A 22860-nucleotide genomic window follows, 5' to 3' on the forward strand; every position below is an offset into this window, starting at 1 on the left:
GGAGTGAGCTCGAATGCAATAGCCACCCCCAACACAACGTCGCCCCGGCGCAGGCCGGGGCCCGATTTGCACGCGTTACGGCAGCACAAACCTGGGCCCCGTCCTGCGACGGGGCGGCGGGGCGGCGGGACGGCGGAGCGACGGGTCGGACGGCTTATTTCGCCAGGTCGACCGCCGCGTCCCCTCCCTCGAACACCAGCCGCTCGCCCTTCGCATCGACGCGGATCGTGTCCTTCGGCCCGAAGCGGCCGGACAGGATTTCCTTCGACAGCGGATTCTCGATCTGCTGCTGGATCGCGCGCTTGAGCGGACGGGCGCCGTACACCGGATCGAAGCCGGCTTCCGCGATCTTCTGCAGGGCCGCGTCGGAGATATCCAGGCGCATCTCCATCTTCGCCAGGCGCTGCTCGAGGCCGCGCAGCTGGATCTTGGCGATCGAACCGATGTTCTTCTCGTCGAGCGCGTGGAACACCACGATCTCGTCGATGCGGTTGATGAACTCGGGGCGGAAGTGGCCGCGCACCTCGGCCATCACGGCCAGTTTCACCACCTCGGGCTCGTCGCTGTCCATCGACTGGATCTTGTGCGAACCCAGGTTCGACGTCATCACGATCACGGTGTTCTTGAAATCCACCGTGCGCCCCTGGCCGTCCGTCATGCGGCCGTCGTCGAGCACCTGCAGCAGGACGTTGAACACGTCCGGGTGCGCCTTCTCGATCTCGTCGAGCAGGATCACGCTGTAGGGCTTGCGCCGCACCGCCTCGGTGAGATAGCCGCCCTCCTCGTAGCCGACGTAGCCCGGGGGCGCGCCGATCAGCCGGGCCACCGAATGCTTCTCCATGAACTCGCTCATGTCGATGCGGATCAGCGATTCCTCGGTATCGAACAGGAAGTTCGCCAGCGCCTTGCACAGCTCGGTCTTGCCGACGCCCGTCGGGCCCAGGAACATGAACGAGCCGTACGGACGGTTCGGGTCGGCCAGGCCGGCGCGCGAACGGCGGATCGCGTCGGACACGGCGACGATCGCCTCGTCCTGCCCCACCACGCGCTCGTGCAGCTTTTCCTCGATGTGCAGCAGCTTGTCGCGTTCGCCCTGCATCATGCGCGCCACCGGGATGCCGGTCGCGCGCGACACGACCTCGGCGATCTCCTCGGCGCCCACCTGGGTGCGCAGCAGGCGCGGCTTGTCGCCGGTCTGCTCGGCCGTGGCCGCCTCCTCGGCGGCCTTCAGCTGCTGCTCCAGTTCCGGCAGCCGGCCGTACTGCAGCTCGGAGACCTTCTGCCAGTTGCTCTGGCGCTTGGCTTCCTCCATCTGCAGGCGGATGCGCTCGATCTCTTCCTTGATGTGCGTGGTGCCCTGCACGGTCGCCTTCTCGGCCTTGAGGATTTCCTCGTAGTCGTTGTACTCGCGTTCCAGGCGCGCGATCTCGTCGTTGATCAGGTCCAGGCGCCGCTGCGAGGCCTCGTCGGTTTCCTTCTTGACGGCTTCGCGCTCGATCTTCAGCTGGATCAGGCGGCGGTCCAGCTTGTCCATGACTTCCGGCTTGGAGTCGATCTCGATCTTGATCTTGGAGGCGGCCTCGTCGATCAGGTCGATCGCCTTGTCGGGCAGGAAGCGGTCGGTGATGTAGCGGTGCGACAGCTCGGCCGCGGCGATGATCGCCGGGTCGGTGATCTCGACCTGGTGGTGCAGCTCGTACTTTTCCTGCAGGCCGCGCAGGATGGCGATGGTCGCCTCCACGCTCGGCTCGTCCACGAGGATCTTCTGGAAGCGGCGCTCCAGCGCGGCATCCTTCTCGACGTACTTGCGGTACTCGTCCAGGGTGGTCGCGCCCACGCAGTGCAGCTCGCCGCGCGCCAGCGCGGGCTTCAGCATATTGCCGGCGTCCATCGCGCCCTCGGCCTTGCCGGCGCCGACCATCGTGTGGATCTCGTCGATGAAGACGATGGTCTGGCCCTCGTCCTGCGCCAGTTCCTTGAGCACCGATTTCAGGCGCTCCTCGAACTCGCCGCGGAACTTGGCGCCGGCCAGCAGCGCGGCCATGTCGAGCGAGAGCACGCGCTTGCCCTTGAGCGAATCGGGCACCTCGCCGTTGACGATGCGCTGGGCCAGGCCCTCGACGATCGCGGTCTTGCCCACGCCCGGCTCGCCGATCAGCACCGGATTGTTCTTGCTGCGGCGCTGCAGCACCTGGATCGCGCGGCGGATCTCGTCGTCGCGGCCGATCACGGGATCGAGCTTGCCCATGCGGGCGCGTTCGGTCAGGTCGAGCGTGTACTTCTTCAGCGCCTCGCGCTGGCCTTCGGCGTCCTGCGAATTCACGGATTCGCCGCCGCGCACGGCGGCGATGGCCGATTCCAGCGACTTCTTCGTCAGGCCGTTCTCGCGCGCCAGGCGGCCGGCGTCGGACTTGTCCTCGACCAGCGCCAGCAGCACCATCTCGCTGGACAGGAACTGGTCGCCGCGCTTCTGCGACTCGCGGTCGGCCAGGTTCAGCAGGGAGACCAGCTCGCGCCCCACCTGCACGTCGCCGCCGGTGCCGCTGACTTTCGGCAGGCGCTCGAACGCGCCGCGCAGCGCGTTCTGCAGGGCGCCGACGTTCACGCCGGCCCGCTGCAGCAGCGAACGCGCGCCGCCGTCGTCCTGGTTCAGCAGGGCGGCCAGCAGGTGCACCGGTTCGATGTATTGGTTGTCGTTGCCGACGGCCAGGCTTTGTGCGTCGGCCAGGGCTTCCTGGAGCTTGGTCGTCAATTTATCTTGCCGCATATTGATTGCCCCTAGTAAAAGGTTGGTGTTCAGGTTGAAACCAATGTAAGGCTGGTGTTACGGCTTTTCAAGATATCGACGTAGCACGGGAACATCCCGCAGACAGTACGCCTCCCGCCGGCGCGCGAGCGCACGCCTTGTCAACGCTCCGGGTATCCGGGCTAGAATAGCGGCTGGAAATGGCATGCTTCCTGGCCCGCGCATCGGGCCGAACCGCCCACCCGGGCTGATGATGCCTGCACCGATCCCGGACATCCGGGAGGTGCAGGCGCGCGCCCTGCCTGCCGCCTGCCGCTTCCCGCATGTCCGCCCGCAACGAACGAGGACATGATGACCGCAGACGCACCGACCGGGCTGCCCGCCCGCCCCCTCCCCCTCCCGCTCCCCCGCTACCTGGTCCGCTGGCTGCTGCTGGGCTGCCTCGCCGGCCTGCTGGCGGGCACCGCCTCGGCCCTGCTGCTGCGCGCCCTCGACCGGGCCGGCGCCGCCCGCGCGGCGCATCCGTGGCTGCTCGCCCTGCTGCCGCTGGCCGGCGCCGCCGTGGCCTGGGTCTACGGCCGCATCGGCGGCAACGCCGGCGCCGGCAACGACCTGCTGATCGACGCCATCCACGATCCCGGACGCCAGGTGCCGCTGCGCATGGCGCCGCTGGTGCTGGGCGGGACGGTCGTGTCGCACCTGTTCGGCGCCTCGGTCGGGCGCGAAGGCACGGCGGTGCAGATGGGCGGCGCGCTGGCGGCCGCGCTGGCGCGCCGGCTGCGCCTGCACCACGACGACCGGCGCATCCTGCTGACGGCGGGCATCGGCGCCGGCTTCGCGTCCGTGTTCGGCACGCCGCTGGCCGGCACCGTGTTCGGCCTGGAAGTGCTGGCGCTGGGACGCATGCGCTACGACGCGCTGCTGGGCTGCCTGGCGGCGGCCATCGTCGGCGACCGGGCCTGCCTGGCCTGGGGCGCGCACCATGCGCACTACGCCATGACGGCGCTGCCGGCGCCGGCGCCCTGGCCCCTGCTGGCGACGATGGTGGCGGGCGCCGTCTTCGGCCTGGCGGGCCGCCTGTTCGCCGCCGGCGCCCATCGGCTGGGCGCCGCCATGCGGCGGCTGCTGCCGCGGGCGCCGCTGCGCGCCTTCGCCGGCGGGATCGCCGTCGCGACGGCGGCCTGGATGCTGGATGGGGAGCGCTACCTCGGGCTGGGCCTGCCGACGCTGCAGGCCGCGTTCGTGCGGCCGCTGGCGCCCTACGACTTCGCCGGCAAGATGGCCTTCACGATCGCCTCGCTGGCCAGCGGCTTCAAGGGCGGCGAAGTCACGCCGCTATTCTTCATCGGGGCCACGCTGGGCAATGCGCTGGCGCCGCTGCTGCACCTGCCGTTCCCGATGCTGGCCGGGCTCGGCTTCGTGGCCGTGTTCGCCGGAGCGGCGAACACCCCGATCGCCTCGACGCTGATGGCCATCGAACTGTTCGGCGCGGACGTCGGCGTGTATGCGGCCGTGGCCTGCGTACTGGCCTACCTGTGCTCGGGCCACACGGGCATCTACCGGGCCCAGCGCATCGGCCAGGGCAAGCACCGCGCGATGCCGCCGGACGCCAGGCTGGGCGACCTGCCGCCCTCCGGCCGATGAACCGGCTCAGGCCTGGTCGGCGAGCGGCTTCGGACCGGCGGCGGCCAGGTCGCGCACGTTCTTCTGGACGGCGACGATGGCGAACAGCGTCAGCACGAAGGACATCGCATAAAAGCCTTTTTCGCTCGGCATCAGCGTGGCGTTGACCAGGCCGATGGCCAGCAGCGCGATCGCGGCCAGCAGCGAGATCCAGCACAGGCCCACGTACATGCCGGTGACCGGCAAGCCCTCGACGCGGTCGCGCAGCGTCTTCTGCAGCGAGACGGCGGCGAAGCTGCCGTACAGCAGGAGCGTCAGGTAATACCCCTTCTCGTTCAGCTGCATCTGCGCATTCCACAGGCCGATCAGGTAGGCGGCCGCGCCGACGAGCATGGCGCCCCACGAGGCGCCGACGAAGGCAGTGCTGGGACGCGCGGACATCTGCTGGTTCATGCTGTTCTCCGATTAAAGAAAAGATAAGACTTTGCCAGATTGCAATACGCCCATCTTGATGTCAAGCAGAGCACGCTTGGGGATCAGGCGATGGCACGCCAGGTAGCGAATCCCGCGATGCAAAAGCCGATCGAGCCCAGCAGGTGGAGCGCGGCGTGCGCGAGCGCCCAGCCATAGTCGCCGCGCTGCAGCAGCACCATGGCTTCGCCGGAAAAACTGGAAAACGTGGTCAGGCCGCCGAGGAAGCCGGTGATGATGAACAGGCGCCAGGCCGGCGCCAGCGACGCGTGGTCGCCGAAGAAGCCCAGCGCCACGCCGATCAGGTAGCCGCCGACCAGGTTGGCCGCCAGCGTGCCCAGCTGCACGTGCGCGTGCAGGTGGCCGAGGAACACCGACAGCGCCCAGCGCAACCAGGCGCCGAGGGCGGCGCCGAGGCCGACCGCGATCCAGGCCAGCGGCTGGTTCATGCAAGCATCATCATGCGCGCGTCATCCGGCGACGGCCCACTTGGCCCGGGCCGCGTCGTCGCTGACGCGGGCGTCGACCCAGCGCGCGCCGTTCGGGGTCTGTTCCTTCTTCCAGAACGGGGCGTCGGTCTTCAGGTAGTCCATGATGAACTCGCAGGCAGCGAAGGCTTCGCCGCGGTGCGCCGCGCTGCAGGCGACCAGCACGATCTGGTCGAGCGGCAGCATCGGCCCGACGCGGTGCACGACCAGGGCGCCGTACAGCGGCCAGCGCGCGCGCGCGCGCTCGACGATGTCCTGCAGCGAGCGCTCGGTCATGCCCGGATAGTGTTCCAGTTCCAGCTCGGCCACCGCGTCGCCGTCGTTCATGTCGCGCACCGTGCCGACGAAGGTGACCACGGCGCCGATGCGGGCGTCGCCGGCGCGCAAGCGCGCGACTTCGGCGCCCAGGTCGAAGTCGCCGGTCTGTACCCTGACCTCGATCATTTGCCGCCTCCCGCCAGGCGCAGTGCCAGGTGCTCGATGCGCGACGCCGTGCGCGCATCGGTCAGGGCGGCCAGCCCGGCCAGCTGGACGATGGCGGCCGCGCCCTCGTCGCCGCCACGGCCGGGCTTGCCGGACTTGTGCCCGGACCCGAGCGAGGATTGCAGCACCTCGACCTGCAGTTTCAGGCGCTCGCGCGCGAATTCCGGGCCGCTGTCGATGCCGGCGCCGATCTCCAGGCGCAGCAGTTCGTGCAGCAGCGCATCGCGGTTGCGCTCCAGCAGCGCGGCGTGGGCGCCGCGGGTGGCGGCGTCGCCGCCGAGCGCGGCCAGGGCCGCCTCGAAGCGCCGGCGCAGGGCCGCGTCCAGCGCCGCATCCAGCGCCGGCAGCGCCTGCCAGCGTGCTTCCCAGTCCTGGCCGGCGTCCTGCTGGCCCGCATCCGGCTGGCCCGCCACCGCCCGCTCCAGTTCCTGCACCAGGCGCAGCTTGTCGCGCAGCTTGCCGGCCTGGGCCACGCCAGCGGCGCGGCGCACCTGGTCGGCATGCTGCTGCACCAGCGCCTGCGCGGCGTGGAAGCGCTTTTCCACCCGCGCCTCGTGGGCGCGCGGCACCGGGCCGATCGCCTGCCACTCGGCCTGGGCCTCGCGCAGCAGCTTGCCGGCGCTGGCCGGGGTGGCTTGCTGCGCGGCCGCTTCCAGCCGGGCGCTGATCGCTTCCTTGGCCGCCTCGTGGGCGCGCCGCTCGATGTCGGCCTCGTGCATGGTGTCCTTGCGACGCTGGAACACATCGTCGCAGACGGCGCGGAAGCGCTGCCACAGCGCCTGCTCGCTCTTGCGCTCGAGCGGCAGCGCGCGCGCATGCTCCTGCCAGCGCTGCTGGAGCGCGCGCATGGCGTCGAGCGCATGGCGGTCGTGCGGGTCGATGGCCGCGGCTTCCTCGATGATCGCCTCGCGCTCGGCCATCTCGCCCTTGCGCTGCTGTTCCAGCGGCCCCTGCAGCACGTTCAGCGCATCGGCGAACAGCGTGTCGAGGCGCTTCTTGTCCTTGCGGTCGATCGCGCCCAGGTGGCTCCAGGCCAGGCGCAGGCGCTGCACGGTGCCGGCCACGTGCTTCCAGTCGGCGCTGCCGTCGCGCAGGCGCGCGACCTCGGCGTTCGCCTCGTCGACCAGCGCCTGGCCGCGCGCCGCGTTCGCGTGGCGCTCGTCCGCCAGGTGGCGGAAATGGGCGGCGGCCGGCGCATAGGCGGTCGTGCAGGCGGCGTCGAACCGTTCCCACAGGCTCTTCGGCGCGGCGCCGGACAGGCTGTCGAGCGCCTTCCAGCGCTCGCGCATGCTGCCCACCTTCTTGGCCAGCTCGCTCATCGACAGGCCCTGCGTGGGCAGGGCCTCGACCGTCTTGATGAGTTCTTCGCGCGACACGTTGCCGCCCCAGCGCGCCCAGTCGGACAAACGCTTGAGCTCGGCGCGCACATGGGCCAGGCGGTCCGATTGCGCCGGGGTCAGGCGCATGCCCTTGTCGCGCGCTTCCTTCAGCGCCTTGTCGAACTCGGCGGCCGAACCCAGCGAGCCCTGCTGCAGGGCCGCTTCCATCGCATCCATGGTGTCCAGGAAGTGCTGGTCGGCGCCGCGCGGCCGGGCGCGCTGTTCCGGCGCGGCGCCGTCCTGCGCCGGGCGCGCCGCCTTGGCCGCGCGCGGCTCCTCGCGGCCTTCACGGGCTTCACGACCTTCGCGGCCGTCGCGGTGCCTGCGCGGCTCCGGCTGCGGCAGCGTGGCCAGCAGCGCGTCGAAGCGGCGCTGCAGTGCGGCCCCCTGCTCGGTGTCCGGCAGCGCCGGCAGCGCCTTCCAGTCGCGCCGCAGCGCATCCTGGTCGAGCTCGGCGACCGGCACGGCCTGGCGCGCCTCCAGGAACGCGGTGCGCGCGGCCAGCGCGGCCTGGCCCGCCTCGACGACGTGCAGGCCGGCCAGCAGTTTCTGGTGCTCGACGCCGAACTCGGCCACGAGCGTGCGCGGCAGCGAGGCATACTCGGGCGACTGCAGCGCCTGGGCCTGGGCCTGGGCCAGCGCGTCGATGCGCGCGGCCAGCTCGGCCGCCGCAAGAGGCTCGCCGACGGCGCCGGCCAGCGCGCGCAGCGCCGCCAGGCGGTCGATCATGGCGCGCTGCAGGTTCACCTGCGCTTCCAGCCGCGCGCCCAGGGCGGCGCGCACGTCCTGGAAATCGGGCTGCAGCTCGGGCGCGTCGATCACCGACCATTTACGGTCGAGCTCGGCGACCTGGTTCGGCGTGGGCGCGGCCTCGGCCAGCAGGGCGCGGGCCTGGTCCAGCGTCGTCCCGGCGCGGCGGCGCTCGGCTTCGCGGTGGCGGTGCGCATCGAGGCGCGCCTGCATCAGCTTGGCGACGCGGCGGTCGGTATTGCGCATGGCGGCGTGGACGCGCTCGAGCCGCTCCGGCGTATGGACGAACTCGGCGGCGGCGAGCCGCAATTCGGAAAATTCGCACTGGAGGATGAATTCCACCGCGGCGGCTTCGTCGCCGCCGATCCGGCTCAACGCTTCAGCCTGCTTTGCGCGCTGGGCGCTGGATGCCGACGCGCTCCCTGCGGACGCGTCCGCCGCGGCGGAGTCGGCAGGCGGCGCAGCCGCCTTGTCGCCGGGCTTGTTGTCGCCCGGCCGCTTGAACAGGAATTCGAACATGATGAAATCGCACTTCCAAAATCGCCATCATAGCAAAGAACCCTGATGGCTTCGCGCCACCGGGCTGGCGCGTGCGGCACCATGTCCGGCGCCGTCAGTGGACGACGGCAAGCGCCTGGCGCCGCCAGCCCGGTTCCGGCTGGGCGCCGTCGCGCATGGCCGCCGCCAGGACGCGGCCCCCGGGCCCGGCGGGGTCGTCCGGCACCGCCGCCGGCGCCGCGCGCCGCGGCACCGCGCGCCGCTCGCGCTGCCAGGCGTCGTGCGCCAGCATCTGGTTGGCGATCGCGAACCAGGCATCGCCGCCGACCGCGCCGCGCGCCAGCGGCAACAGTTCCCGCTCCTCGCGCTCGAGCCGCAGGCGCAGCGCCGCCACGCTGCGCTCGACGGCCGCGTGGAAGGCCGCGCGCGGCACGACGCGGTGCGCGGCGCCGTCGCCGACGCAGGCCTCGGCCGCCGTCATCGCCTCGGCCGCCTCGGCGCTGAGCGCTTCCAGCTCGCCCAGCAGCGCATCGGCGGCGCCGGTGCCGCGCCGCAGCGCCGGCACGACGAACTTGTCGAGCTTGCGCCAGTGGCAGTCGTCGTAGGCCTGGCGCAACATCCCGCACAGGGACGCCGCGCGCGCCGGCACCAGCGAGGACACGTCGCCGGGCAGCGCGTGGAGCGCGTCGAGCAGCGCCTGCAGCACGGTACGCGCCGTGGCCTGTTCGATGGACAGGGCAACGAGGGTGTAGGTCGAAGTCAGCATCGGGTCTCCTCTGGTCGTTCGCCAACGCCCGGCCGCGCCGGGCGATGGGCCGGCGCGGCCGTCGTCCCGGCAAGGTGGGCGGGGAATGTCGATGGGCCGGGCCTGGGGGATTCTGGATTCGTCGTCGGCCCGAAAGAGTCCTATGTTAAGGAGGCACACCGGTTGGCGTTTGATCTATAACAAAGTCGGTCGGCCCCTGGCCGGCGTCCGTTCCCTCTTCCAGCAACGCCCGCAGCGCCGGCGCCACCGCCTCCGGCCGCGCATGCGCCAGCGCCAGTTGCGGGCAGCCGTGCCAGCGCGCGCACCGCCGCAGCGCGCCGGCCAGGTCGCGCAGCAGGCGCTCGCTGGCGCGCACGCCCGGCTCCAGCGCCAGCGACTTGAGTTCGAACACGCCGGCCTTGCGGTGCGCCTTGGCGTCGACGCGGCCCACCAGCTGCCCGCGGCGCAGCAGCGGCAGCGCGAAATAGCCGTGGCGGCGCTTTTCCAGCGGCGTGTAGCATTCGAGGCGGTAGTCGAAGCCGAACAGTTCCAGCGCGCGCCGGCGGTCCCAGACGATGGGGTCGAACGGCGACAGCACGCTCGTCGACGTTGGCGCCAGCGTGCCGGCGGCGGCGCGCTCCAGCAGCGCCGCATGGTCGGGGTGCACGAACACCGGTTCCTTCCAGCCCTCGACGCGGGCACGCAGCAGCAGGCCGGCGTCGACCAGGGCCTGCGGCCGCAGGTGCGGCGGCCGGGTCCGGTGGTAGTCCGGGATCCAGGCCGCCTTCGCCAGGCCCAGCGCCTTCACCGCCTGCAGCGCGAAGGCGCGCCGGGTCGCCTCGATGGACGGCATGCGCGCATCGTCCCAGCCGGGCAGCACGCGCTCGGCCAGGTCGTAGACGCGGTGGAAGTTCTGGCGCCGCGCGATCATCAGGCGGCCGGCCGTGAACAGCACCTCGAGCGCGCGCTTTTCCGGCTTCCACTGCCACCAGCCGCCGCCCTGGCCGTCGGTGCGCTCGAAATCGGCGGAGCGCGCCGGGCCGCCGGCGCGGATGTGTTCCAGCACGCGCTCGACCTCGTCGGGATGCTCGCGCATCCAGGCGCCCGCGAACTTCCACCCGAGCGCGCCGGGGTCGATCATGCGGTGGCGGTACAGGCCGTAATCCTCGATCGGGATGAAGCAGGCCTCGTGCGCCCAGTATTCGAACAGCCGGCCCTCGGCCAGCAGCGCGTCCAGCCACCCCGGATCGTAGTCGCCCAGGCGGCTCCACAGCACCAGGTAGGGACTGCGGGCGACGACGCTGATGGTGTCGATCTGCAGCACGCCCATGCGCCGGATCGCGGCCAGCACGTCGTCCTTGCGCGCCCGGGTGCGCTGCGGGCGCAGCATGCCCTGGGCCGCCAGGTGCAGGGCGCGCGCGGCGCCGATGGTCAGGATGGGTTCGTTCATTGCTCCCATTCTAGTGACGTTTCGACATTGTTGCCGCTATCCGCCGGAACTTTGTCAGGCATGCGGCGTCTGCGCTATAGTGCTCATCCTCCCGTTGCATCCAACATACTCTCTCATGCGGCTGCTGCACACCTCCGACTGGCACCTCGGCCAGACCCTGCACAATTTCGACCGGACCTACGAACACCAGTGCTTCCTCGACTGGCTGCTCGACACCATCGTGGAACAGGACGCCGATGCCCTGCTGGTCGCCGGCGACGTGTTCGACAACGCCAACCCGTCGGCGGCCTCGCAGCGCCAGCTGTACCGCTTCCTGCAGCAGGCGCGCGCGCGCAAGCCGCAGCTCGACATCGTGATCATCGCCGGCAACCACGATTCCGCCGGCCGCCTGGAGGCGCCGGGGCCGCTGCTGGAAGCCCACGGCACCCGCGTCGTCGGCCACGTGACGCGCGGCGCCGACGGCGAGATCGACCTGGAACGCCTGCTGGTGCCCTTGAGCGGCAAGGACGGCGCGGTCGCGGCCTGGTGCGTCGCCATCCCCTTCCTGCGCCCCGGCGACGTGCCGCGCGACGTACCGCGCGACCCGCCGCCCGAGGGCGCGGACGACGACGCCTTCGACGCCTACCTGGCCGGCACCGCCCTGCTGTACCAGCGCGCCCATGCGCTGGCACGCATGCGCGCCGCGCCGGGCCAGCCGATCGTCGCGATGGGCCACTGCCACATGATGGGCGGCGAGCCGTCGCAGGATTCCGAGCGCCGCATCGTCATCGGCGGCAGCGAGGCGCTGCCGTCCTCGCTGTTCGCGCCCGACGTGGCGTACGCGGCCCTGGGCCACCTGCACCTGGCCCAGCGCGTCGGCAGGCAGGAGCACCTGCGCTACAGCGGCAGCCCGCTGCCGCTGTCGTTCGCCGAAGTCGGCTACCGGCACCAGGTGCTGCGCGTCGACCTGGACGGCGCCGGCCCGGCCGTGATCGAGGCGCTGCCGGTGCCGCGCGCCGTCGCGCTGCTGCGCGTGCCGCCCGCGCCGGCGCCGCTTCCGGACGTGCTCGCCGCCCTGGCGGACCTGGACCTGCCGGACGACCTGCCCGCGCACGCCTGGCCCTACCTCGAAGTGCGCGTGCTGCTGGACGGCCCGGAACCGGGCCTGCGCGCCCAGGTCGAGGCGGCGCTGGAAGGCAAGCCGGTACGTCTGGCCAAGATCGAGCCGACCCGGCGCGTGACGACCACGGCCGGGATCGAGCCGGCGCTGAGCCTGGACCAGCTGGCCCAGCTGCAGCCGGACGACATCTTCCGGCGCCTGTGGCAGCAGCGCTTCGGCGCCGACGCGCCCGACGACCAGCTGGCCGCCTTCGCCGAGCTGCTGCTGCCGCAGGACGGCGAACGCGGCGACGGCGCGCGGGAGGCTGCATGAAGATCCTGCGCATCGGCGGCAAGAACCTGGCGTCGCTGGCGGACGCGTTCGAGGTCGACTTCGAGCGCGAACCGCTGGCGTCGTCGGGCCTGTTCGCGATCAGCGGCCCCACCGGCGCCGGCAAGAGCACCCTGCTCGACGCCCTGTGCCTGGCCCTGTACGACGCCACGCCGCGCCTGGTCAAGGGGCCGCGCGTGGGCAACTACCTGCCCGACGTCGGCGCCGAGACCCTGTCGGTGGGCGACCGCCGCACCCTGCTGCGGCGCGGCGCCACCGAAGCCCATGCGGAGGTCGACTTCATCGGCAACGACGGCCAGCGCTACCGCGCGCGCTGGAGCGTGCGGCGCTCGCGCAACCGCGCCTCGGGCGCGCTGCAGCCCTCGACCATGAGCCTGCAGGCGCTGCCCGCCGGCCAGCCGCTGGGCGGCACCAAGACCGAGGTGCTGGCCGAGGTCGAGCGCCGCATCGGCCTGTCGTTCGAACAGTTCACCCGCTCCGTGCTGCTGGCCCAGAACGAGTTCTCCGCCTTCCTGCGCACCGACGAGAACGAGCGCGGCGAACTGCTCGAGACCCTGACCGGCAGCGCCGTCTACAGCGACATCTCGCGCCGCGCCTTCGAACGCTGGCGCCAGGAACAGGAAGCGCTGCGCCGCATCACGGCGCGCCTGCAGGACCAGGCGCCGCTGGCGCCCGCCGAGCGCACGGCGCTGGACGACGAGCATGCCGCGGCCCAGGCCGCGCTGCGGGACGCCGACACCCGCCGCGACGCGCTGGAGCGGCGCCTGCGCTGGCACCAGGAACTGGAACGCCTGCGCGGCGGCGAGGCGCAGGCCGAGGCCGCGCTGGCCGCCGCCGCCGCCGAGGTCGACGCGGCCGCCGGCCGGCGGCGCCACCTGGCCACGCTGGACGCCGTGCAGCCGGCGCGCGCGCTGGTCGCCGACCTGGCGCGCCTGGACGGCGAACAGCGCCAGGTGCAGGCCCAGCTGGCCGGCGGCGAACGCGAACTGGCGCGCGCGCTCGACGCCCAGCAGGCCGCCGCGCGCGGGCTGATGGAAGCCGAGCGCCGCCTGGAAGCGGCCGAGGACGCGCAGCAGGCCGCCAAGCCGGACCTGGACGCGGCCAAGAAGCTCGACGCGGCCCTGGAGGCGCTGGCCCCGGCCCATGCCGGCGCGCGCCAGGCGCTCGACAGCGCCGCCGGCGACGCGGCGCAGGCCGAGCAGGCGCTGCGCGCCAAGACGGCGCAGCGCGACGCCAGCCGGCACGCGCTGGCCGAGGTCGGCGCCTGGCTCGCCGCCCAGCGCCGGCGCGAGCCGCTGGCCGTGCAGTGGGCGCGCTGGGACCAGCGCCTGCAGCAGGCGGGCGCCAACGCGCGCCAGGATGAAGCGAATGCCGCCGCGCTGGACACGGCCAGGGCCGCCGCCGAGCAGGCCGCGCAGGGCGCCCAGCGCACCGCGACCGCGCTGTCGGCGTCGATCGCACTGCTGGACGTGCGTGAGGCCACGCGCCGGCAGGCGCTCGCGGCGCTGGCCGGCGTCGACGCCGACGCCCTGCTGGCCGAGCGGCGCGCGCTGGAAGCGCGGCGCGCGCAACTGGCCTCGCTCGACCAGACCTGGCAGGCGCTGGTCGCCAGCCGCGCGCGCCTCGCAGACCTGGATGCGCAGGCGGCGCAGCAGGACAGGATCCGCGCCGACGCCGCGCGCGACCTGGACGCGGCGCGCGCCGCCGGCGGCGCACTGGACGGCGCTGTCGGCCAGGCCGAGCGCGCCCTGAAGGCGGCCGAACTGGCCTGCGCCGGCGGCGTCGAGAGCCTGCGCGCGCGCCTGGTCGACGGCGAGCCCTGCCCCGTGTGCGGCGGCGCGGACCACCCCTACCGGCACCAGGACGAGCGCCTGCACGCGCTGCTGGAACACCTGTCCGGCGAGCTGGCGGCGCGCCGGCGCGAGCAGCGCGACAACCGCGACGCCCAGGCCGACCTGCGCGCGGCGCACGAGCAGGCCGGCGAGCGCCTTGCCGGCCTGGCGCGCGAACGCGCCGCGCTGGCGCGCACGCTCGAACAGCTCGACGCCGAGTGGGACGAGAGCCCGCTGACGGCGCAGGCGCCGGCGGGCGACGCGCGCGGGCCCTGGTTCGCGGCCGGCATGGCCGCGCTGCGCGCCGACCTGGACGCGCTCGACGCGCGCGACGGCGACCTGCGCCGCGCCGTGCTGGCGCGCGACGGCGCCCAGCAGGCCTGGGACGCCGCCAACCGCGAACATGCGCGCCTGCTCGACGCGGCCCAGGCCGCCCAGGGCCAGCTGGCGCGCCTGGACACGGAACTGGCCGCGCTGCAGGCGCGCCGCGACGCCTCGCGCCAGGCGCTGGCCGAGGCGCTGGCCGAACTCGACCCGGTGCTGGCCGACGCCGCCGGCGACGGCTGGCAGGATGCCTGGCGCCGCGACCCCGAGGGCTGGCGCCGCGCGCGCGCCCTCGAGGCCGGCGAGTGGAACGAGCGCGCCCGGCGCCATGCCGAGCTGGCCGGCGCCATGGGCGCGCTGGACGCCGAGCATGCGGCGCTGTCCAGCCGGGCCGAGGGCGCGGCCGCGCGCCTGCGGGCGGCGCGCGCCGAGCACGAACGGGTCGACGCCGACCTCTCGGCGCGGCGCACGCAGCGCCGCGCCCTGTTCGACGGCCGCCAGGTCGTCGACGTCGAGCAGGCCCTGGGCGCGGCGGTGACGGCCGCGCGCGCTGACGTGCAGGCCGGACTGGCCGCCAGCCAGGCCGCGGCCCAGTTGGAAACCCGGGTGCGCGCGGCCCAGGCCCAGGCCGCCGGCCGCATCGCCGACCTGCAGGCGGAACTGGCGCGCGCCGGCGAGCGCCTGGCCGGCTGGCTGCAGGACTTCGACGGCGCCGACCCTGGCCTGGAACCGGTCGCCGACGAGGCCCACCTGGGCCGCCTGCTGCAGGTCGGCAGCGCCTGGATCGCCCAGGAACGCGCCGCCCTGCTGGAACTGGACGCCGGCGCGCGCCAGGCCGGCGCCGTGCTGGCCGAACGGCGCGCGCAGCGCAAGCAGCACGAGGACTCCCCGCCGGACGACCCCCCGGCGCAGGACCAGGAAGCGGTCGCGGCGGCGCTGGATGCCGTCCGGGCCGAGCGCGCGCGGGCGCACGAGACGGCCGCCGCGCTGGCGGTGCGCCTGCGCGAGGACGACGTCCGGCGCGAGCGCGCCAGCGCGCTGGCGTCCGAACTGGCGCGGCAGCGCGCCGTCGAGGACCGCTGGGCCAGGCTGGCGGAGCTGATCGGCTCCGCCGACGGCAAGAAGTTCCGCAACTACGCCCAGCAATTCACGCTCGACGTGCTGCTCGGCTATGCCAACACGCACCTGGCGCACCTGGCGTGGCGCTACCGCCTGGAGCGCGTCGTCAGCCAGGCCGGCCCGTCGCTGGCGCTGATGGTGCGCGACCAGGACATGGGCGGCGAGGTGCGCTCGGTGAATTCCCTGTCCGGCGGCGAGAGCTTCCTGGTCTCGCTGGCGCTGGCGCTGGGACTGGCCTCGCTGTCGTCGAACCGGGTCAAGGTCGAGTCGCTGTTCATCGACGAGGGCTTCGGCAGCCTGGACAGCGAAACGCTGGGCGTGGCCATGGATGCGCTGGACGCCCTGCAATCGCTGGGGCGCAAGGTGGGCGTGATCTCGCACGTGCAGGAGATGACGGAACGGATCGCGACCAAGGTGCTGGTACGGCCGGCCGGCGGGGGCAGCAGCGCAGTGACGGTGCAATGAGCGGGGCGATCAGCGAGGCGACGAGTCAGGCAATGAGCGGTGCTACAATGCGCCCCTTCCCGTCGCCCCGGCGCAGGCCGGGGTCAAATTTCCTGTGCGCAATCGTGCAGGCCGGCCCCGGCCGGCGCCCGCGCGACGCTTGACCCTTTCACACGATCGACCATGTCCAAACCCGCCCGCATCCTGACCTTCAAGTGCGCCAAGTGCGCCAAGCCCGTCAAGGTATTCCTGCAACAGGTTTCCGCCTGCTCGCACATCACGCCCTACCAGGGCATCTGCGGCTGCGGCGAGATCAGGCGCCATGCCACCGGCAACGCGGAGACCGTGAAAGCCTTCGTCGAAACGGGCGCCACCCACTCGCACCACCACCATTGAGCGCCGCGATGACCACGGCCGACGGCGCGGCGCGCATCCACTGGGTCGAGCACGGCGAGCAGCGCTCGGCGCTGTGGCGCTCGGAAAGCGGCTGGCCGGCCCCGAAGAAGGTCGTGCCGGCCGACGACACCATGAACGCCGACACGGCCTACCGGCTGGCGCTGGACGGCACCGCCCTGCTGTGGCGCGGCGACTTCCAGAACGCGCGCCAGCTGGTGCAGGCGCTGGCGCGCCGCATCGACCACAAGGGCGAGCGCGCGAAGCGCTCCGCCAAGGCCAGGGCCGGCAAGCCGGCGCCGACGCCCACCGAGCAGTTCCACCGCCACCGCTTGGCCCAGCTGCAGCGGGCGCGCACGCTGGCGATGCTCCTGATCCCGTTCGATGCCGGCCATGCGATCCCGCTGCGCCGCGCGCCCGACGTGCGCGAGGCCTGCACCGAAGCCTGGGGGCCCGCGGACGCGCCGCACGTGGCGTCGCTGCGCGAACTGCTGGGCGCGATCGGCGCCCACGAGTGGCGCCGCAAGGGCGTGTTCGTGCCCGCGCTGGACGAGCGCATCCACCCCTGGTACGGCGTGTTCTCGCCGGTGCGCGGCGAATACCTGGAACTGGTCGCGCAGGCGCCGCTGCCGCCCGGCGCCACCAGCGCCTTCGACGTCGGCGCCGGCACCGGCGTGCTGTCGGCCATCCTGGCGCGGCGCGGGGTGCGGCGCGTGGTCGCCACCGACCTGGACGCGCGCGCGCTCGGCTGCGCGCGTGCCAACATCGAACGCCTGGGCCTGGCCGGCCAGGTCGAGGTGGTGCGCGCCGACCTGTTCCCGCAGGACCGCGCCGCCCTGGTCGTGTGCAATCCGCCGTGGCTGCCCGGCAAGCCCAGCTCGGCCATCGAACATGCGGTCTACGATCCGGACAGCCGCATGCTCAAGGGTTTCCTGGCCGGCCTGAAGGACCACCTGCTGGAGGACGGCGAAGGCTGGCTGATCGTGTCCGACCTGGCCGAGCACCTGGGCCTGCGCACGCGCGCGCAGCTGCTCGACTGGATCGCCGCGGCGGGCCTGGCCGTGGCCGGGCGCCACGACATCCGCCCGACCCATCCGAAGGCCAGCGACCCGGACGATCCGCTGGCCGCGGCGCGCATGCGCGAAGTCACCTCGCTGTGGCGCCTGCGCGCGGCCTGACGGCGCGTTCGGCAAGCCGATTTGCGTTCGCGGCCCGATCGCGATACAATAGCGTTCTCAGACGCGGGGTGGAGCAGTCTGGCAGCTCGTCGGGCTCATAACCCGAAGGTCACAGGTTCAAATCCTGTCCCCGCAACCAAATTCGCATGACAAAAGCCCGACTCTCGTAGCCGGGCTTTTGTTTTCTGGGCCGTGGCAAGCGCATGAGAGACAAGAAAGACAACGCGACGATCGATTTGCCGGGCTTCGAGTCCGGACCCGATACCGATGCCAGTGTCGTTGTCCCGGAACCGAAGCGCAGCGGCCCGCGCCCGCGCCGCATGGCGCTCAGGCAGGAACAGCTGGCCCTGCTGGAAGATACCGATGCGACCGGCCTGCCGGTCTGGAAGCGCGATCCGGATCTCGACCTGACCGGCCTGCCGGTCTGGAAACCGGATTAAGATAACGAGCAAGACCAGCGCATCCTGCATTGTCGTCATACCGTATCATTCGTTGCGCTGCCTGCGGGCGGCGTTTTTTTCGTGCCCACGCCTTACGCCGCCATCCCATGTCCGATACCTCCTTCGCCTCGCTGCAACTGGCAGCCCCCTTCCTCGCCAACCTCGACCAGCTCGGCTACAAGGAGATGACGCCGGTGCAGGCCGCCACGCTCCCCGTCGTGTTGCAGGGGCGCGACCTGATCGCCCAGGCCAAGACCGGCAGCGGCAAGACCGCCGCCTTCGGCATCGGCATGCTGCTGCGCCTGAACCCGGCGCTGTTCGCCGTGCAGGGCATGGTGCTGTGCCCGACGCGCGAGCTGGCCGACCAGGTCGCGGGCGAACTGCGCCGCCTGGCGCGCGGCATCGGCAACGTCAAGATCGTCACGCTCACGGGCGGCATCCCGATGCGCCCGCAGATCGCCTCGCTGGAATTCGGCGCCCACATCGTGGTCGGCACGCCGGGCCGCGTGCAGGACCACCTGTCGAAGAAGACGCTCGACCTGGCGCGCCTGCGCACCCTGGTGCTGGACGAGGCCGACCGCATGACCGACATGGGCTTCTACGACGAGATCGCGGCCATCGTGCGCGAATGCCCGAAGCACCGCCAGACGCTGCTGTTCTCGGCCACCTACCCGGACGACATCCGCCAGGCCACCGAACGCTTCCTGGCCGACCCGGAAGAAGTCGCCGTCGAGACCCGCCACGCGCAGAACCAGATCGACCAGCAGTTCTACGAGATCGGCTTCGACGGCCGCGACGCCGCGGTGGCGCGCGTGCTGCGCCACTACCAGCCGACCTCGGCGATCGCCTTCTGCAACACCAAGGCGCGCTGCCGCGAACTGGCCGAGACGCTGCGCGCCGCCGGCTTCACGGCGCGCGCGCTGTACGGCGAGATGGAGCAGCGCGACCGCGACGAGACGCTGGTCATGTTCGCCAACCGCAGCTGCACGGTGCTGGTCGCGACCGACGTGGCCGCGCGCGGCATCGACATCGCCGGGCTGGAACTGGTCGTCAACGTCGACGTGTCGAAGGATCCGGAAGTCCACGTGCACCGCGTGGGCCGCACCGGCCGCGCGGGCGAGACCGGCCTGGCCGTCACGCTGGCCGCCCCCAACGAGAAGCGCTTCGTGCGCCTGATCGAGGAGATGCAGGGCATCGAGGCCGAGTGGTACGACCTCGCCTCGCTGGACGACGGCGACGGCGCCGCCGACCCGGCCCCGATGGTGACCCTGTGCATCGCCGGCGGCAAGAAGGACAAGCTGCGTCCGGGCGACCTGCTGGGCGCGCTGACCGGCGACGCCGGCCTCGTCAAGGAACAGGTCGGCAAGATCAATATTTTCGAGTTCAACGCCTACGTGGCGCTGGACCGCCGCGTGGCCCAGGATGCCTTCGACCGCCTGAACGGCGGCAATCCGCTGGGCGTCGACTTCGGCACGATCAAGGGCCGCAACTTCAAGATGCGGTTCATCGACGCATGATCGCAGGGCGGGCCCGGGGTGCCCGCCCTGCGGACGAGTCCGTGGCACCGGTCGACGACGCCCCAGGGGGCGCGCACGGTTGAGTTGGCGGCAAACGCCAAGGCGCCAAATCTGGCATGATCTGACCAGGAGCCTTGCCGAAATGACCACGCAATCAACCATCGGACCGCCGCACCAGCACCTCGAAGGCCGCACGGTACGCGACATCGTCGAGTACAGTCCCGACCAGGTCGACGAACCCTGGTGCCGCCGCATCTTCCGCCAGGTACTGCAGTCGCTCGAACTGCAGTACGCCATGCGCATGCCGCACCGGCCCATCACGCCCGACACCATCGTCTTCCACGAGAACGGCGAGCCGCTGCTCGTCCCGACGCCGGGCGCCGCCGCCGAAGGCGACGAAGCCGGCGACCTGAACGCGCTGGCGCGCGTCGTGCACTACGCCGTCACGCGCGAACTGGCGCCCGCCGGGCCGCTGCGCGGGCGCGCGCCCGGCTACAGCGAGGCCCTGGTGACGGCCGTCGACCGCTGCATGGCGCCCGCCCCGGCCGAGCGCCCGCAGACCGTCGAGGCGCTGCGCAACCTGCTCGGCATCGTGCCGCTGGGGCCGCCGGTCACGCCGGCGCCGGCCATCGGCGCCGACGCCGCCATACGGCCTGCGCCACACGCTGCACCGCATGCCGCCGCTTCAGGCACCACTTCCGGCGCCGCCGCAGGCGCCGCTTCCACCGCGCCGTCATCCACCGCTTTCACCGCAGCCGCCCCCATGGACGCGCCAGCGGCCGTGCCGTCCCAGCCCTCGTCGGCCGCGGCGGCAGCCATGGACGCGGCCGTCCTCGCCCGCGCCCTTGCCCCGGCTTCCGGCCGCGGCCGGCGCTGGCGCGGCCTCGCGCGCTGGCAGCGCTGGGCCGTGGCGGGCGGCGCCGGCGCCGTGCTGCTGGCGCTGGCCCTGGCCGTGTTCGCCGAGCTGCGCGACGCCAGCTCCTTCGACCGCATCGTGCTGACGCTGCCGCAGGCCGGCGAAGCCCACGGGCCGGCCGCGCCGCCGGGCGACGTCCCCGCGCCGGCCGGCGCCGCCGCGGCCGGGTCCCCGCAGCCGGCGAATCCAGCCGGGTATTCAGCCGGGTATCCGGCCGAGCATCCCGTCGAAAATCCGGCGGCGAACGCGGGGACGCATCCCGCCGCGCCCGCCCGCGCGGCGGCCGCCCCGGCCGCGGACGGCAACGCCTACAAGTTGCTGATCCAGCCCTGGGGCGTCGTCTACGTGGACGGCGTCGACCGCGGCGTCAGCCCGCCCGTCAAGCGCCTCGTGCTCGCGCCGGGCAGGCACACGGTGCGCATCGCCAATCCGAACTTCCACGACCGCGTGCTGGAGATCGATACCGCCGCCGGCGGCGACAGCATCGCCGTCGACTTCAACGAGGCCGCGCCATGACGTCCGCCGGCCGGCCTCCCAACCGCCACGCAGCCCGATGATCATCCAGCGCACCGCCCTGCCGTCCCTCCTCGCCGTCGCCGTCCTGCTGGGCGGCTGCGCCGAGTTCCCCATCTTCGACAAGAAACCGGCCCGCAACGCCGCGCACCCGAAGGCCGCCGTGGCCGAACGCGACGCGACGGCGCGCGAACCGGCCGCGCGCCCGAAGGAGCGCCCGCACGAGCGGGACGACGCCCCCAGGGAGTCCACGGGCCTGCAGGAAGGCATCAGGCTGTACGACGACGGCGACTATGCCGGCGCGATCCGGCGCCTGGCCGCGCGCGACGTCAACAACGGCCCGCTGGCGACGCGGCTGGCGGCGCTGAAGTACACGGCCTTCAGCTATTGCGTGACGTCGCGTCCGGCGCAGTGCCGCCAGGCCTTCGATAAGGCGCTGCGCCTCGACCCCGACTTCGACCTGGCGCCCGGCGAGCACGGCCATCCGCTCTGGGGGCCGGTATTCACCCGGGCCAAGCAGGCGGCCGGACGCTGAGGCTGGCGCGGGCTTGCGTGCGCATGCGAACAGACGGCGCCGGCCGGCGCCGCGCACCATCGCGGCCATGATCCCAGCACATCTCTCCGCGCCGCCGGCGCCGCCGCCACCGTTCGCCGGAGCCACGGCATGAGCACCGTCCCGTCCCACTGCGACCGGCCGCTGGCCGAGGGCGCCCCGGCCGCCGCGCCGGCCGCGCGCAGCGCCCATCCGCACCTCGTGCTGGCGACCTCGATCCTGTCGAGCAGCCTGGCCTTCATCGACGGCTCCGTCGTCAACGTCGGGCTGCCGTCGATCGGGCGCGACCTGGGCGGCGACGGCGCCGGCCTGTCCTGGGTCGTGAACGGCTACCTGCTGCCGCTCAGCGCCCTGCTGCTGCTGGGCGGCGCGGCCGGCGACCGCTTCGGACGGCGCCGCATCCTGCTGGGAGGCATCGCCGTGTTCGCCGTCGCCTCGCTGCTGTGCGCGCTGGCGCCGCGATTGTGGCTGCTGGTCGGAGGGCGGGTATGGCAGGGCATCGGCGCGGCCATGGTCCTGCCGAACAGCCTGGCGATCCTCGGCGCCACCTTCGAGGGCAAGGCACGCGGCAAGGCGATCGGCATCTGGGCCGCGGCCGGCGCCGGCGCCGGCGCCATCGGACCGCTGCTGGGCGGCTGGCTGATCGACACGGTCGGCTGGCGCGCCGTCTTCACCATCAACCTGCCGATCGCGGCGGCCGCCCTGTTCATGGGCTGGCGCTACGTGAAGGCGCCGTCCGGCGGCCAGCGCGCCGCCCTCGATCCGGGCGGGGCGCTGCTGGCCAGCCTGGGGCTGGGCTGCGTCACCTGGGGCCTGGCGTCCGCCTCCGCCGCCAAGGCCTTCGGCGTCGCGTCCGCACTGGCCGTGCTGGCCGGCACGGCGATCCTGCTGGCCTTCCTGCGCGTCGAGCGGCGCGCCGGCGAAGGCGCGATGCTGCCGCTGGCGCTGTTCGCCTCGCGCAGCTTTTCCGGCCTGAACCTGATGACCTTCCTGCTGTACGGGGCGCTGGGTGCGCTGATGCTGCTGGTGCCCTACATCCTGATCGAGGCGCTCGGTTACTCGGCCAAGCAGGCCGGCGCCGCGCTGCTGCCCTTCCCCGTCGTGATGGCGCTGGGTTCGCCGCCGATGGGGCGGCTGGCCGGCCGGATCGGCTCGCGCCTGCCGCTGTCGATCGGCGCGCTGGTCGTGGCCGGCGGCTTCCTGCTGGCGCTACGCATCGGCAAGGGCGACTACGTGGCCACGGTACTGCCGGCCATCCTGACGATCGCCGTCGGCATGGCCTGCGTCGCCTCGCCGCTGACCACGGCCGTGCTGTCCTCCGTGGACGGCAGCCGCACGGGCGTGGCGTCCGGCTTCAACAGCGCCGTCGCGCGCGCCGGCGGCCTGATCGCCACCGCCCTGCTGGGTCTGGTGCTGACGGCGCGCGGCGAGGCGCTGCTGGCGCCCTTCCACGCGGCGCTGGCCGTGTGCGCGGCCAGCGCCGCGGCGGCGGCCGTGTGCGCCTTCATCTGGGTCGACGCCGACGGCAAGCCGCCGCCGGCGGCCGGGCACCAGGAGCGCACCGACTGA

At 72.9% G+C, this 22860-nt stretch carries 17 protein-coding genes, 1 tRNA gene and 1 riboswitch; of the genes, 11 read left to right on the plus strand and 7 right to left on the minus strand.

Annotation, left to right across the window (positions count from 1 at the left end):
- Positions 1-154: 154 nt before the first annotated feature.
- Positions 155-2767: an ATP-dependent chaperone ClpB gene (gene clpB, locus QZ749_RS19075; protein ID WP_296949922.1), complete on the minus strand. Its 2613-nt coding sequence runs from the start codon at positions 2765-2767 to the stop codon at positions 155-157.
- Positions 2768-2933: 166 nt separating this feature from the next.
- Positions 2934-3013: riboswitch (Fluoride riboswitch) on the plus strand.
- Positions 3014-3094: 81 nt separating this feature from the next.
- On the opposite strand from clpB, the gene QZ749_RS19080 reads away from it, so the two are divergent.
- Entirely contained in the window at positions 3095-4390 is a 1296-nt protein-coding gene (locus QZ749_RS19080; RefSeq protein WP_373896839.1) for a chloride channel protein, read from the plus strand.
- 6 nt (positions 4391-4396) lie between these two features.
- Here QZ749_RS19080 and yiaA read toward each other — a convergent pair whose 3' ends face one another.
- From yiaA to QZ749_RS19110, 6 genes are all read right to left on the minus strand, one after another.
- The gene (gene yiaA / locus QZ749_RS19085; RefSeq protein WP_296949924.1) at positions 4397-4822 is read right to left on the minus strand and encodes an inner membrane protein YiaA; all 426 of its coding nucleotides are present in this window, start codon (positions 4820-4822) and stop codon (positions 4397-4399) included.
- Positions 4823-4905: 83 nt separating this feature from the next.
- Positions 4906-5289, minus strand: coding sequence for a fluoride efflux transporter CrcB (gene crcB / locus QZ749_RS19090; RefSeq protein ID WP_296949926.1), 384 nt, complete (start codon positions 5287-5289; stop codon positions 4906-4908).
- Between the two features lie 21 nt (positions 5290-5310).
- Positions 5311-5772 carry a molybdopterin synthase catalytic subunit MoaE gene (gene moaE, locus QZ749_RS19095; RefSeq protein ID WP_296949927.1) on the minus strand — a complete coding sequence of 154 codons (462 nt, stop codon included), beginning with the start codon at positions 5770-5772 and terminating at the stop codon, positions 5311-5313.
- The gene (locus tag QZ749_RS19100) at positions 5769-8459 is read right to left on the minus strand and encodes a DUF349 domain-containing protein (RefSeq protein ID WP_296949930.1); all 2691 of its coding nucleotides are present in this window, start codon (positions 8457-8459) and stop codon (positions 5769-5771) included. Before QZ749_RS19100 ends, moaE begins: the two co-directional genes overlap by 4 nt.
- Positions 8460-8553: 94 nt before the next feature.
- Positions 8554-9204 carry a hemerythrin domain-containing protein gene (locus tag QZ749_RS19105; RefSeq protein ID WP_296949932.1) on the minus strand — a complete coding sequence of 217 codons (651 nt, stop codon included), beginning with the start codon at positions 9202-9204 and terminating at the stop codon, positions 8554-8556.
- 145 nt (positions 9205-9349) lie between these two features.
- On the minus strand, positions 9350-10633 hold the full coding sequence (locus QZ749_RS19110) for a winged helix-turn-helix domain-containing protein (RefSeq protein WP_296949937.1): 1284 nt from the start codon (positions 10631-10633) through the stop codon (positions 9350-9352).
- A gap of 115 nt (positions 10634-10748) precedes the next feature.
- Between QZ749_RS19110 and QZ749_RS19115 the strand changes: the two genes are divergently transcribed.
- From QZ749_RS19115 to QZ749_RS19160, 10 genes are all read left to right on the plus strand, one after another.
- A complete protein-coding gene (locus QZ749_RS19115; protein ID WP_296949941.1) occupies positions 10749-12044 on the plus strand; it encodes an exonuclease SbcCD subunit D C-terminal domain-containing protein in 1296 nt (431 codons plus the stop codon).
- Entirely contained in the window at positions 12041-15802 is a 3762-nt protein-coding gene (locus tag QZ749_RS19120; RefSeq protein WP_296949943.1) for an AAA family ATPase, read from the plus strand. Before QZ749_RS19115 ends, QZ749_RS19120 begins: the two co-directional genes overlap by 4 nt.
- Before the next feature lie 162 nt (positions 15803-15964).
- Positions 15965-16177, plus strand: coding sequence for a hypothetical protein (locus QZ749_RS19125; RefSeq protein WP_296949945.1), 213 nt, complete (start codon positions 15965-15967; stop codon positions 16175-16177).
- An 8-nt stretch (positions 16178-16185) separates the two neighbouring features.
- Positions 16186-17352 carry a class I SAM-dependent methyltransferase gene (locus QZ749_RS19130; protein ID WP_296949947.1) on the plus strand — a complete coding sequence of 389 codons (1167 nt, stop codon included), beginning with the start codon at positions 16186-16188 and terminating at the stop codon, positions 17350-17352.
- 62 nt (positions 17353-17414) lie between these two features.
- A tRNA-Met gene (locus tag QZ749_RS19135) sits at positions 17415-17491 on the plus strand.
- A 64-nt stretch (positions 17492-17555) separates the two neighbouring features.
- Positions 17556-17792 (plus strand): hypothetical protein, encoded by a 237-nt coding sequence (locus QZ749_RS19140; RefSeq protein ID WP_296949948.1) that lies wholly within the window; start codon positions 17556-17558, stop codon positions 17790-17792.
- A gap of 107 nt (positions 17793-17899) precedes the next feature.
- Positions 17900-19309 (plus strand): ATP-dependent RNA helicase DbpA, encoded by a 1410-nt coding sequence (dbpA, locus tag QZ749_RS19145; RefSeq protein WP_296949950.1) that lies wholly within the window; start codon positions 17900-17902, stop codon positions 19307-19309.
- 142 nt (positions 19310-19451) lie between these two features.
- Positions 19452-20741, plus strand: a complete 1290-nt coding sequence (locus tag QZ749_RS19150) for a hypothetical protein (protein WP_296949952.1) — start codon at positions 19452-19454, stop codon at positions 20739-20741.
- Between the two features lie 37 nt (positions 20742-20778).
- The gene (locus QZ749_RS19155; protein ID WP_296949954.1) at positions 20779-21273 is read left to right on the plus strand and encodes a TssQ family T6SS-associated lipoprotein; all 495 of its coding nucleotides are present in this window, start codon (positions 20779-20781) and stop codon (positions 21271-21273) included.
- Between the two features lie 129 nt (positions 21274-21402).
- Complete coding sequence (locus tag QZ749_RS19160; RefSeq protein WP_296949956.1) at positions 21403-22860, plus strand: MFS transporter; 1458 nt, start codon at positions 21403-21405, stop codon at positions 22858-22860.

Source organism: uncultured Massilia sp. (assembly GCF_913773735.1).
In the GTDB taxonomy this organism is placed as follows: Bacteria; Pseudomonadota; Gammaproteobacteria; order Burkholderiales; family Burkholderiaceae_D; genus Telluria.

What these genes read in the sequence shown, in the direction of transcription:
- clpB (WP_296949922.1), bottom strand. Translation starts at nt 2,767, where the DNA reads ATGCGGCAAGATAAATTGACGACCAAGCTCCAGGAAGCCCTGGCCGAC.
- QZ749_RS19080 (WP_373896839.1), top strand. Translation starts at nt 3,095, where the DNA reads ATGATGACCGCAGACGCACCGACCGGGCTGCCCGCCCGCCCCCTCCCC.
- yiaA (WP_296949924.1), bottom strand. Translation starts at nt 4,822, where the DNA reads ATGAACCAGCAGATGTCCGCGCGTCCCAGCACTGCCTTCGTCGGCGCC.
- crcB (WP_296949926.1), bottom strand. Translation starts at nt 5,289, where the DNA reads ATGAACCAGCCGCTGGCCTGGATCGCGGTCGGCCTCGGCGCCGCCCTC.
- moaE (WP_296949927.1), bottom strand. Translation starts at nt 5,772, where the DNA reads ATGATCGAGGTCAGGGTACAGACCGGCGACTTCGACCTGGGCGCCGAA.
- QZ749_RS19100 (WP_296949930.1), bottom strand. Translation starts at nt 8,459, where the DNA reads ATGTTCGAATTCCTGTTCAAGCGGCCGGGCGACAACAAGCCCGGCGAC.
- QZ749_RS19105 (WP_296949932.1), bottom strand. Translation starts at nt 9,204, where the DNA reads ATGCTGACTTCGACCTACACCCTCGTTGCCCTGTCCATCGAACAGGCC.
- QZ749_RS19110 (WP_296949937.1), bottom strand. Translation starts at nt 10,633, where the DNA reads ATGAACGAACCCATCCTGACCATCGGCGCCGCGCGCGCCCTGCACCTG.
- QZ749_RS19115 (WP_296949941.1), top strand. Translation starts at nt 10,749, where the DNA reads ATGCGGCTGCTGCACACCTCCGACTGGCACCTCGGCCAGACCCTGCAC.
- QZ749_RS19120 (WP_296949943.1), top strand. Translation starts at nt 12,041, where the DNA reads ATGAAGATCCTGCGCATCGGCGGCAAGAACCTGGCGTCGCTGGCGGAC.
- QZ749_RS19125 (WP_296949945.1), top strand. Translation starts at nt 15,965, where the DNA reads ATGTCCAAACCCGCCCGCATCCTGACCTTCAAGTGCGCCAAGTGCGCC.
- QZ749_RS19130 (WP_296949947.1), top strand. Translation starts at nt 16,186, where the DNA reads ATGACCACGGCCGACGGCGCGGCGCGCATCCACTGGGTCGAGCACGGC.
- QZ749_RS19140 (WP_296949948.1), top strand. Translation starts at nt 17,556, where the DNA reads ATGAGAGACAAGAAAGACAACGCGACGATCGATTTGCCGGGCTTCGAG.
- dbpA (WP_296949950.1), top strand. Translation starts at nt 17,900, where the DNA reads ATGTCCGATACCTCCTTCGCCTCGCTGCAACTGGCAGCCCCCTTCCTC.
- QZ749_RS19150 (WP_296949952.1), top strand. Translation starts at nt 19,452, where the DNA reads ATGACCACGCAATCAACCATCGGACCGCCGCACCAGCACCTCGAAGGC.
- QZ749_RS19155 (WP_296949954.1), top strand. Translation starts at nt 20,779, where the DNA reads ATGATCATCCAGCGCACCGCCCTGCCGTCCCTCCTCGCCGTCGCCGTC.
- QZ749_RS19160 (WP_296949956.1), top strand. Translation starts at nt 21,403, where the DNA reads ATGAGCACCGTCCCGTCCCACTGCGACCGGCCGCTGGCCGAGGGCGCC.